This window comes from Micromonospora sp. NPDC049529 (genome assembly GCF_055586685.1).
Window position 1 is genome coordinate 378,562 of the sequence record NZ_JBVJHT010000007.1, and the last position, 10,986, is coordinate 389,547.

The window sequence follows — 10,986 nt, forward strand, 5'->3', positions numbered from 1 at the left end:
GGCGGTCCGCGACAGCAGGCTCAGGAGGTTTCGCGTTGGGCGGCGGGACCGCTGCCGAACAGCACGTCGTCCCAGCTCGGCAGCCGCTTGCGGGGCTTGCCGGACTGGTCGGTGGTCTCGTTCGTGGCCGCCGGGCCGGTGGTCCGACGCGGCCGGAGCACCGCCAGCGACGGTACGGCCGGCACCTCCTTCGGCTGGTCGGCGTCGTCGTCGAAGGCCGAACCCTGGCCGCCACCGAGCAGCGCGGCGGCACCACCGGCGACCGGCCGGGGCCGGGGCGCCTCGTAGTTGGTGTGTGCGGCCGGCGAGACCGGTTCGAGCCCGCGTCCGGCGCTCGACCCGAGTGGACGGTCGAGGGAGGCGAGCAGCGCGTCCCGGCCGGCCCGGATCGGATCGCGGGTCGGGCGGGGGGCGTGCTGGTCGCCGGTGGCCGCCGGCAGGCCGTGCCCACCACGGGTCGGCTCGACCCGCGACGGTCCGGGCAGCCCGTGTCCGCCACGCTCCGGCGCCGGTTCCTGGCCGAGGATCGGCGTGGGCCGCTCGGCGCAGAGGTACTGCGCCATGTCGTCGTGCGGCGAGACCATCTGCCGGGTCTTGTCGAGGTCCCAGACAGCCTGCGCGGTGGCCTTGCCCGACGGCCAGCTGGCGATGATCCGCCAGGTGCCGTCGTCGCGCCGGTAGGCGTCCCAGGAGATCTTCTCGGTGTCGATGCTGTGCTGGGCCAGCCGGCCGTCGACCACCTCGGCGAGCGGAACGCTCTTCTCCGAGTTCTTCAGCCGGGTACGCCGCGCGTGCTGGGCGACCATCGCCCGCTCCTGGAGGACCGGGCCGGCGTAACGCAGCACCCGGTCGACCGGGACACCGGCGATCCGGGCGACGTCCTCGGCGGACTCGCCGGCACGGATCCGGGCCTGGATGTCCCGTGGCGACAGTGAGGCCACCGGGTCCTGGGCGGGGGAGACCACCGTGAGAGGGGTGCCACCCGGTTCGGCGTGCAGAACCGTGGCGACCCGTTCGTCGATGGGGAGCGCGAGCAGGCGACCCACCTCGTCGGCGAGCACCAAGGCCTGGCCGTCCTCGGAGAGGGCGACGAAGCGTACCGGTCGCATCGCGTTGCCTCCGTCCCGCTTGCTCGGCCCACGCCACAAGCCAGCCACCCGGGCGTCCTCGACACACGGTACGCCCGTCCGCCCGCGCGTGGGGGATGCCACGCCCGCATGTCGTGGGTGAGCTGCACGAATGATCTATGAACAGCCGGCGGAGCCGGGCATCCGACACCCGTACGAACCGGTGGGTGCCGGATGCCGGCGACCCTCCGTGTTACAGGGCGGCGACCACGTGGTCGACACAGGCGGTCAGCGCCTCGACGTCGGCCGGTTCCACGGCCGGGTAGAGCGCGATCCGCAGCTGGTTGCGGCCCAGCTTCCGGTACGGTTCGGTGTCCACGATCCCGTTGGCCCGCAACACCTTCGCGATCACCGCGGCGTCCACCCGGTCGTCGAAGTCGATCGTGGCGATCACGTTCGAGCGCAGCGCAGGGTCGATCACGTACGGGGTCGCCACTTCGGAGCGTTCGGCCCAGCCGTACACGATGGCGGCGCTCTCGGCGGTGCGCTTGGCCGCCCAGGCCAACCCGCCCTGCGCGTTCATCCAGTCGGTCTGCTCGGCGGCCAGGAAGATGGTCGCCAGCGCCGGGGTGTTGTAGGTCTGCTCCAACCGGGAGTTGTCGATCGCGGTGACCAGGTCGAGGAAGGCCGGGATGTAGCGCCCGGACTCCTTGATCTCGCCTGCCCGGGCCAGCGCGGCCGGCGACATCAGCGCGATCCAGACGCCACCGTCGGAGGCGAAGCACTTCTGCGGGGCGAAGTAGTAGACGTCACTCTCGCGGACGTCCACCTCCAGGCCACCGGCGGCGGAGGTCGCGTCGACCAGCAGCAGCGAGTCCGGGTCGGCGCCGGCCACCCGGCGGACCGGGACCGCGACACCGGTGGAGGTCTCGTTCTGCGGGGTGGCGTAGACGTCCACCCCGGCCTCGGCGACCAGCGCCGGGGCGGAGCCGGCCTCGGCCCTGCGTACGGTCGGGGTGCCGAGGAACGGTGCGTCGCCGACCGCCTTGGCGAACTTGGCGCCGAACTCACCGAAGCTGGCGAACTGGGCCCGGTCGCGGACCAGACCGAAGGTGGCGACGTCCCAGAAGGCGGTGCTGCCGCCGTTGCTGAGGACCACCTCGTACCCGTCGGGGAGGGAGAAGAACTCGGCCAGGCCCCGGCGCAGCCGGGCGACCTGGTCGCGTACGGTCCGCTGCCGGTGGGAGGTGCCGAGGAATGTCGTCGCCACGTCGGCGAGCGCGGAGACGGCCGCCGGACGGATCTTGGACGGGCCGGCACCGAAGCGGCCGTCGGCGGGCTTCAGCGCGTCGGGGATCCTGATGGTCGATGGGTCAGCCACGGTTATCGACGATCCTTCCGATGGGCCGGCGCGGCCCTGGGAGCTGGGATGCGAGGGCTCCGGGCACGGGCACCGGGGGCGCCGCGAGCCGGATCCATGGATGTCCGGCGACGTTGCCGAAACCTCATCCTCGCACCATCCGGGGCCCGAACGGCGGTGGCCCACCCGACCGGGGTCGGATGGGCCACCTTCGTGCTCGGGGTCACACGTTCGTGACGACCGCGTTCCAGCCCTCGACCTCGGAGGGCTTGCGGGTGCCCGGACCGGTGTAGCGGGCGGCCGGGCGGACCAGCCGGCCGAGCTTCTTCTGCTCCAGGATGTGCGCGCTCCAGCCGCCCATCCGGGCACAGGTGAACATCGAGGTGAACATGTGCGCCGGCACCTCGGCGAAGTCGAGTACGACCGCCGACCAGAACTCGACGTTGGTGGCCAGTACCCGGTCCGGCTTGCGGGCCTGCAACTCGGCCAGGGCGGCCTTCTCCAGCGCCTCGGCGATCTCGAAGCGCGGCGCCCCCAGTTCCTTGGCGGTACGCCGCAGCACGCGCGCCCGCGGGTCCTCGGCCCGGTAGATCCGGTGGCCGAAGCCCATCAGCCGCTCGCCGCGGTCGAGTACGCCCTTGACGTACCCCTCGGCGTCGCCGCTGCGCTCCACCGCCTCGATCATGTGCAGCACCCGCGACGGCGCACCGCCGTGCAGCGGGCCGGAGAGCGCCCCGATGCCCGACGAGATGCAGGCCGCCGCGTCGGCGCCGGTGGAGGCGACGATCCGGGCGGTGAAGGTGGAGGCGTTCAGGCCGTGTTCGGCGGCGGAGATGAAGTACGCGTCGACGGCCTTGACGTGCCGGGGGTCCGGTTCGCCGCGCCAGCGCTTCATGAACCGCTCGACGATCGTCTGCGCCTTGTCGATCTCCTTCTGCGGCACGGCCGGCAGGCCCAGGCCACGGGCGGACTGGGCGACGAAGGAGAGGGCGGTGACGGAGACCCGGGCGAGGTCCTCGCGTACCTGCTCGTCGTTGATGTCGAGCAGTTGGTCGAGACCCCAGTACGGGGCGAGCATCGCGACCGCGGACTGCACGTCGACCCGGATGTCGCCGGAGTGCACCGGGACCGGGAACGGCTCGGCCGGCGGCAGGCCGGGGCCGAAGCGACCGTCCACGAGCAACGCCCACACGTTGCCGAAGGAGACCTGCCCGATCAGATCCTCGATGTCGACGCCTCGATAGCGCAGCGAGCCGCCCTCTTTGTCGGGTTCGGCAATCTCGGTCTCAAAGGCGATCACGCCTTCCAGCCCCGGCTTGAAGTCGGACATTTCGCTCTCCTGGATCTGCATCGTCCGTACACCCGGGGCTCATCGGCGTGACCGGAGCTCCTTAGGCGACCCTCAGGGAATGTATTTCGTGCCATCTTGCCTGGTGAGTAACTAACTTTGCGACCCGAACGGGTTGTGCTACGCACAACACACCAGCGTCCGGCCGTTGCGCGTCAATCCATCGACTGTCGGCAAATTACCTGGCCGGTGTCGGTTCGCGCAGGCCGAACCGGGAGCGGAAGGATGACCACGTGACCGGAGACACAGTGCGACCGGCGGCGCTGCGCCGCGACTATTCCGTCGAACGTGGCCTGTACCGCACCGACCTGGCCCCGGACTGGTACACCCAGTTCGACCGCTGGTTCGCCGACGCGGTCGCCGCCGGGCTGCCCGAACCGAACGCGATGATGGTCGCCACCGCCGACGCCGCCGGCCGGCCGAGCGGTCGGACCGTGCTGCTCAAGGGGTACGACGAGCGGGGACTGGTCTTCTTCACCAACTACGGGTCACGCAAGGGCACCGAGGCGCTCGCGAACCCGTATGCCAGCCTGGTCTTCCCATGGTTCCCGATGCAGCGGCAGGTGGTCGTCGCCGGCTCGGTCGAGCCGGTCGACCGGGCCGAGACCGAGGCGTACTTCGCCAGCCGGCCGCGCGGCTCCCGGCTCGGCGCGTGGGCCAGCCCACAGTCGCGGGTGCTGCCGGACCGGGAGACCCTCGACGCCGGCTACCGGGCGGTTGTCGACCGGTTCGGCGACGATGACCCGATTCCGCCGCCCCCGCACTGGGGCGGGCTGCGGGTGGTTCCGCAGACGGTGGAGTTCTGGCAGGGACGGACCAGCAGGCTGCACGATCGGCTGCGCTACCGTCGAGGCGACGAACAGGGGTGGATCATCGAACGACTGGCACCATGAGTTCCGAACCGGGCTCCGCGCAGGACTCCGGGCAGCTCCTCGAAGAACCGCACGGCGGTCGGCAGAGCCCCACGGACCGGAAACTCGCAGCAGACGGAAAAGCGGAGAAGACACCGTCGCGGTGGGCGATCGACGTACGCCCGCTCCGGGTGCCGGCGTACCGCCGGTTGTGGGTCGGCAACGGCGTGTCGATGTACGGCATGCAGTTCACCGCGGTCGCCGTACCGGTTGAGATGTACAGCCTGACCCGCGACTCGCTCTGGGTCGGCCTGCTCGGCCTCGCCACCCTGGTCCCGTTGGTGATCTTCGGCATCTGGGGCGGCGCCGTCGCCGACGTGATGGACCGCCGCAAGCTGCTGCTGATCAGCACCGCCCTGACCTGGCTCACCACGCTCGGCCTGCTGGGCCAGGCGGTCTTCCGGGTGGGCAGCCCGCTGCTCCTGCTCGGCCTGGTCGCGGTCCAGTCGGCCGCGTTCGGGATCAGCTCACCGGCCCGACAGGCGATCATCACCCGGCTGGTGCCGACCCCGCTGGTGCCGGCCGCGCTCACCCTCGGCTTCACCACCTCACAGGCCGCCGGGGTGGCCGGCCCGCTCACCGCCGGCCTGATCTTCTCCGCCTGGGCGCCGGCCACCGGACTGCCGTTGGCGTACGGGGTCGACGCCGTGTTGTTCACCGTCTCGCTCTGGGCCACGTACCGGCTGCCGCCGCTGTCCCCGCTGGTCGATGACGGTCAGTCGGCCGACGGCGCCCCGCCGGCCGCCCGCCGCGCCGGGCTGCGCAGCATCGCGGACGGCTTCCGCTACCTGGCCGGCACACCGGTGCTGCTGCTCTCCTTCGGCATCGACATCATCGCCATGGTGCTGGCGATGCCGCGCAGCCTCTTCCCGGAGGTGGCCGACGAACGGTTCGGCGGCGGTGCGGCGATCGGCCTGCTCTACAGCGCGATCGCCATCGGGTCGGTGCTCGGCGGGCTCACCTCGGGCTGGATCGGGCGGATCCAGCGCCAGGGGCTGGCCCTGGTCGTCGCGGTGGTCGGCTGGGGGGTGAGCATCGCGCTCGCCGGGCTGGCGCACCAGCTCTGGCTGGTGGTCGGGCTGCTCGCCCTGGCCGGCGCCGCCGACCTGGTCAGCTCCGTGTTCCGGCAGTCGATGTTGCAGGTCTACGTGCCGGACCGGATGCGCGGGCGGCTACAGGGTGTCAACATCACCGTGGTGGCCGGTGGCCCCCGCCTCGGTGACCTGCGGGCCGGACTGATGGCCTCCTCGCTCGGCGTGGGGTTCGCCTGGGTCGGCGGTGGGCTGGCGGTGGTCGTCCTGGCCCCGCTGCTCGCGCTCGCCTTCCCGGCGCTGCTGCGCTACCGGGCACCCGCCACGCCCGTGGACTGAGCCGCTGGTGACCGGATTGGCGGGTGACCGGGCGGTGGGGCGGGACAACCGATATCGTCCCGGCATGGACAACGTCGAGACCGGGCCCCGCCCCCTGTCCGGAACACAGTGGACGATCACCGGGGGCGGCCAGCAGGCCGTCGTGGTGGAGGTGGGCGGGGGACTGCGCGCCTACCGGGTGGACGGGGTCGACCACCTCGACGGGTACGCCGACGACGAGGTGTCGCCGGGCAGTGCCGGGCACGTGCTCGCCCCGTGGCCGAACCGGATCCGGGACGGCCAGTACAGCTTCGGTGGCCGGGCGTACCAGCTCTCGCTGACCGAGCCGGACAAGCACACGGCGATCCACGGCCTGGTCAACTGGCTGCCCTGGCGCCTGGTCGAACAGGCCCCGGACGCGGTCACGGTCGCCTGCGACCTGCCGGCCCAGATCGGCTACCCGTGGCCGCTGCGGCTGCGTACGCGGTGGTCGGTCGGCCCGGACGGGCTGCGTGCGGACCACGAGGTGACCAACCTCGGCGCCGAGGAGGCCCCGTTCGGGCTCTCCGTGCATCCGTACCTGCGGTTGCCCGGGGTGCCGGTCGAACAGGTGCGGGTGCGGGTGCCGGGGCGCAGCCGGCTGTTGGTCGACGGTCGGATGCTGCCGATCGGTGAGATCAAGGTCGCCGGCAGCGAGTACGACTTCACCGAGCCCCGCCGGATCGGCGACGCGGTGCTCGACGTCACCTTCGGCGACGTGGACCAGGGACCGGACGGCTCCAGCGTGACGCTCACCGGCCCGGACGGGGAGCCCTCGGTCAGCATCTGGGCCGACCCGGCGTTCGGCTGGTGGCAGGTGTTCACCGGCGACACCCTGGCCGGGGAGCGGTACCGCCGGTCGGTCGCGGTGGAGCCGATGACCTGCCCGCCGGACGCGTTCCGGTCCGGGCGGGACGTGATCGTGCTGGCGCCCGGTGCGACCTGGCGGGCGAGCTGGGGCATCCGCCCCGGCGCCGAATAGCCCGGCGGCGGTCGACCGGATGGACTTCGCGGAAGTCGTACGTCGGCGGCGGATGGTGCGCAACTACGACCCGGACCGGCCGGTCCCGCCGGCGGTGGTCGACCGGCTGCTGGACCACGCGGTACGGGCCCCGTCGGCCGGGTTCGCCCAGGGTTGGGGCTTCCTGGTGCTGGAGGAACCGGCCGACCGGGAGCGGTTCTGGGCGGCAGCCACTCCGGCCCGGCCCGGACGCGGGCGCTGGCTCGACGGGATGCGCCGGGCACCGCTGATCGTGGTGCCGCACGCCAACCGCTCGGCCTACCTGGACCGGTACGCCGAGCCGGACAAGGGCTGGGCCGATCGGGACGAGGGCCGGTGGCCGGTGCCGTACTGGTATGTCGACACCGGGTTCGCCGCACTCCTGATGCTGCTTACCGCAGTCGACGAGGGGCTCGGTGCGTGTTTCTTCGGAATCCCGCCGGAGCGGGTCGGTGCTTACCGGGAGGCGTTCGGCGTACCGGGGGAATTCGCACCGATCGGCGCGATCACCATCGGATATCGCGCTCCCGACCATCGGTCGCCGTCGTTGGACCGGGGACGTCGACCGGTCGAACAGGTCGTGCATCGCGGTCAATGGAGCTGACCGGTTGGCCGATGGTTGCCGGTCAGGCAGTAACGAAATCGACATCCGGGAACAAACCGCAATGTCGTCGCCGGTCGCTAGGCTGGCACGGACTTTCGGTTTGCGGCGCCGGCATCAGCGGGCGTGGTCGGGCGCGGTCAAACTGGCACGGTGAAACGGCAGGGCCGGCTCGGCCACGGGGAGGGGAGCGTACCGTCGTGATCTTCAAAGCGGTTCGGGACGGACGTCCCTACCCGGACCACGAGTTCACCCTGAAGCAGTGGGCGGAGATCCCGCCGCGCCCGATCCGGCTCGACCAGCTCATCACCACGAAGCGGGAGCTGGCGCTCGACAAGCTGCTCGCCGAGGACTCCACCTTCTACGGCGACCTCTTCCCGCACGTGGTGCAGTGGAACAACCACCTCTACCTGGAGGACGGCCTGCACCGGGCGTTGCGCGCGGCGTTGCAGCAGCGCAACCAGATCCACGCCCGGGTGCTGGTGCTCGGGGCCGCGCAGTGACCACGTCCCCGGAGTCGGCCCTGGACCTGCTCGACCTGGACGCGCTGCTCTCCGAGGAGGAGCGGCAGATCCGTGCGGTCGTCCGGCAGCTGGTCGACGACCGGATCCGCCCGCACATCGCGCAGTGGTACGAGTCCGGCCGGGCGCCGATCCGGGAGCTGGCGGTCGAGTTCGGCAAGCTGGGCCTGCTCGGCATGCACCTGACCGGGTACGGCTGCGCCGGTGCCTCGGCGGTCGCGTACGGGCTGGCCTGCCTGGAACTGGAGGCCGGTGACTCCGGGCTGCGCTCGCTGGTGTCGGTGCAGGGCTCGCTGGCCATGTACGCCATCTGGCGGTACGGCAGCGAGGAGCAGAAGCAGTCCTGGCTGCCGACGATGGCCACCGGCGAGACGATCGGCTGCTTCGGCCTGACCGAGCCCGACCACGGCTCCGATCCGGCCTCGATGGCGACCCGGGCCCGCCGCGACGGCACCGACTGGGTGCTGACCGGCACCAAGATGTGGATCACCAATGCCCCGCTGGCCGACCTCGCGGTGGTCTGGGCCCGGACCGACGACGGGGTACGCGGCTTCGTCGTACCGCTGGACAGCGCCGGGGTGACCGCCCGCGAGATCCGCAACAAGATGTCGCTGCGCGCCTCCTCCACCGGCGAACTCGTGCTGGACGGGGTGCGGCTGCCGGCGTCGGCCCAGTTGCCGGCGGCGACCGGGTTGAAGGCGCCGCTCTCCTGCCTGACCGAGGCCCGGTTCGGCATCGTCTGGGGTGCGCTCGGCGCGGCCCGGGACTGTCTGCGGGTCGCGCTCGACTACGCGGTCAACCGGATCCAGTTCGGCCGGCCGATCGCCGGCTTCCAGCTCACCCAGGCGAAGCTGGCCGACATGGCGGTCGAGTTGCAGAAGGGCTACCTGCTGGCGCTGCACCTGGGTCGGCTGGCCGACACCGGCGCGCTCCGGCCGGACCAGGTCAGCGTCGGCAAGCTGAACAATGTTCGGGAGGCGCTCGCGATCGCCCGGCAGTGCCGCACGATCCTCGGCGCGAACGGGATCAGCGGCGAGTATCCGGTGCTGCGGCACGCCAGCAACCTGGAGACCGTGTTGACCTACGAGGGCACCTCGGAGATCCACCAGCTGGTGATCGGCCAGCGGTTGACCGGCATCGCCGCGTTCAGCTGACCGTCCCATCGGGTATATCCACGGCCACGGTCGTGTTGTCGCACCCGACCCGTACCGTTTGCACCAGGCAAACGGTCTGATGAGGACGGTGAGGGCAGATGTCCCGTAGCGGAGATGTCAACGAGCCCACCCGGGAATACCCGGAGTACGCGCAGGGTAAGGCACCGGCGGTGCAGGGCAAGGCGGCGTCGGCCGCCCCGGCCCCGGACCGGCGCTGGGCGGCCGACGCCGAGAGTGTCGACCACCCGGTCGACCCCGACCACGGTCCCGACCCGACCCACCCCGAGCCGGTGGTCACCACCGCCCCGGCGCGCGGGCGTGGACTGTTCTGGTTGGCCGGTGCGCTCGTCGTGGCACTGGTGCTGGTTCTCGGCGTACGGGCGACCGGGTTGTGGCCGACCTGGCGGAACCCGTTCGCGCAGGAGACGACCGACCGGAGCCAGCCGCCGTTGCTCAAGTCGATCCAGGACCTGAGCCGGTACGTGGCCGCCGAGGGCAACTTCCAGGTGGTGATCGACCTGCAACAGGACCGCAAGTACGTGCCGGACTTCCTGCTCAACGAACGTACCCTTTTTGTTGGTGCAGGGTCTGTTGAGTCATATGTCGACTTTGGGAAGATTGCCGAGGGTGGCGTGATCGAGTCCGCCGACCGGAAGTCGGTGGAGATCCGGCTGCCCGCGCCACAGCTCGGCGAGGTCAACCTCGACCTGGAGAAGAGCTACGTCTTCGCGGAGGACCGGGGCCTGCTGAACCGGCTCGGCGAGGTCTTCGGCGGCGACCCGAACCGGCAGCGCGAGGTCTACCAGAAGGCGGAGGAGAGCATCGCCGCAGCCGCCCGGGACAGCGGACTCGGTGACCGGGCGCAGGAGAACACCCGGAAAATGCTTGAGGGACTGCTGCGCTCTCTCGGCTACGAAAAGGTGACCATCACCTATACCGCTCCCTGAGCGTAGGAGCCCGATGACTCGGTGTCATCCCAGGTCAGCCAGGTATGCCGGGTATTCTCCTAGCGTCCCCTGGTGGCGTCTAACCCGGCGCGGGATGTGGCGGTAGGATCCAGCGGCGTCTTGAGAAGGCGGCCGACGGAGCACCGCGCTGCCCTCGCTGCCGGCCCCTCGCCAATCGACACACCGAGAAATCGAATCGGGAGAAACGCCTGTGGCACTTTCTGTTGCCGGAGACGAGATCGAGGTTACCGTCCTGCTGCCCTGCCTCAACGAGGCGGAGACGCTGGAGATCTGCGTCACCAAAGCTGTCCGGGCGCTCGCCGAGTTGGGTGTGGTGGGCGAGGTGCTGGTCAGCGACAACGGGTCCACCGACGGCTCGCAGGAGATCGCCACCCGGGCCGGGGCGCGGGTGTCACACGCCCCGATCCGTGGCTACGGCGGCGCGCTACTCAACGGCATCGAGCAGGCCCGGGGCAAGTACGTCATCATGGGTGACGCGGATGATTCGTACGATCTGTCCAACCTTGAGCCGTTCATCCGTGAACTACGCGCCGGGCACGACATGGTCATGGGCAACCGGTTCCGGGGGGGGGGGGGGGGGGGGGGGGGGGGGGGTGGGGGGGGGGGGGCGGGGGGAGGGGTGGGTTTTCTTTTTTGGGGGCGGGGGGTTCTGATGTTTTGCCGCCGGG

The 10,986-nt window shown here is 71.2% G+C and carries 11 protein-coding genes; 8 read left to right on the forward strand and 3 right to left on the reverse strand.

What is annotated here, in order from left to right; translation table 11 throughout:
* Positions 1 to 20: 20 nt before the first annotated feature.
* The 3 genes from sepH to ACZ6QQ_RS15140 all read right to left on the reverse strand — a co-directional run bounded on the left by sepH (position 21) and on the right by ACZ6QQ_RS15140 (position 3,757).
* A complete protein-coding gene (gene sepH / locus ACZ6QQ_RS15130; RefSeq protein WP_465876744.1) occupies positions 21 to 1,109 on the reverse strand; it encodes a septation protein SepH in 1,089 nt (362 codons plus the stop codon).
* A gap of 211 nt (positions 1,110 to 1,320) precedes the next feature.
* Complete coding sequence (gene serC / locus ACZ6QQ_RS15135) at positions 1,321 to 2,448, reverse strand: phosphoserine transaminase (RefSeq protein WP_465876745.1); 1,128 nt, start codon at positions 2,446 to 2,448, stop codon at positions 1,321 to 1,323.
* Between the two features lie 202 nt (positions 2,449 to 2,650).
* The gene (locus ACZ6QQ_RS15140; protein WP_465876746.1) at positions 2,651 to 3,757 is read right to left on the reverse strand and encodes a citrate synthase 2; all 1,107 of its coding nucleotides are present in this window, start codon (positions 3,755 to 3,757) and stop codon (positions 2,651 to 2,653) included.
* A gap of 251 nt (positions 3,758 to 4,008) precedes the next feature.
* On the opposite strand from ACZ6QQ_RS15140, the gene pdxH reads away from it, so the two are divergent.
* The 8 genes from pdxH to ACZ6QQ_RS15180 all read left to right on the forward strand — a co-directional run.
* The gene (gene pdxH / locus ACZ6QQ_RS15145) at positions 4,009 to 4,668 is read left to right on the forward strand and encodes a pyridoxamine 5'-phosphate oxidase (RefSeq protein WP_465876747.1); all 660 of its coding nucleotides are present in this window, start codon (positions 4,009 to 4,011) and stop codon (positions 4,666 to 4,668) included.
* On the forward strand, positions 4,665 to 6,056 hold the full coding sequence (locus tag ACZ6QQ_RS15150; RefSeq protein WP_465876748.1) for an MFS transporter: 1,392 nt from the start codon (positions 4,665 to 4,667) through the stop codon (positions 6,054 to 6,056). Before pdxH ends, ACZ6QQ_RS15150 begins: the two co-directional genes overlap by 4 nt.
* A gap of 64 nt (positions 6,057 to 6,120) precedes the next feature.
* Positions 6,121 to 7,056, forward strand: coding sequence for an aldose 1-epimerase family protein (locus tag ACZ6QQ_RS15155; protein ID WP_465876749.1), 936 nt, complete (start codon positions 6,121 to 6,123; stop codon positions 7,054 to 7,056).
* Between the two features lie 19 nt (positions 7,057 to 7,075).
* Entirely contained in the window at positions 7,076 to 7,678 is a 603-nt protein-coding gene (locus tag ACZ6QQ_RS15160; protein WP_465876750.1) for a nitroreductase family protein, read from the forward strand.
* Between the two features lie 197 nt (positions 7,679 to 7,875).
* On the forward strand, positions 7,876 to 8,178 hold the full coding sequence (locus ACZ6QQ_RS15165) for a type II toxin-antitoxin system VapB family antitoxin (protein WP_465876751.1): 303 nt from the start codon (positions 7,876 to 7,878) through the stop codon (positions 8,176 to 8,178).
* Positions 8,175 to 9,350, forward strand: a complete 1,176-nt coding sequence (locus ACZ6QQ_RS15170) for an acyl-CoA dehydrogenase family protein (RefSeq protein WP_465876753.1) — start codon at positions 8,175 to 8,177, stop codon at positions 9,348 to 9,350. Before ACZ6QQ_RS15165 ends, ACZ6QQ_RS15170 begins: the two co-directional genes overlap by 4 nt.
* Before the next feature lie 98 nt (positions 9,351 to 9,448).
* Positions 9,449 to 10,297 (forward strand): DUF4230 domain-containing protein, encoded by an 849-nt coding sequence (locus ACZ6QQ_RS15175; RefSeq protein ID WP_465876755.1) that lies wholly within the window; start codon positions 9,449 to 9,451, stop codon positions 10,295 to 10,297.
* Positions 10,298 to 10,508: 211 nt separating this feature from the next.
* Positions 10,509 to 10,986, forward strand: a 478-nt coding sequence (locus ACZ6QQ_RS15180; protein ID WP_465876756.1) for a glycosyltransferase family 2 protein, incomplete at its 3' end; no start/stop codon positions are given.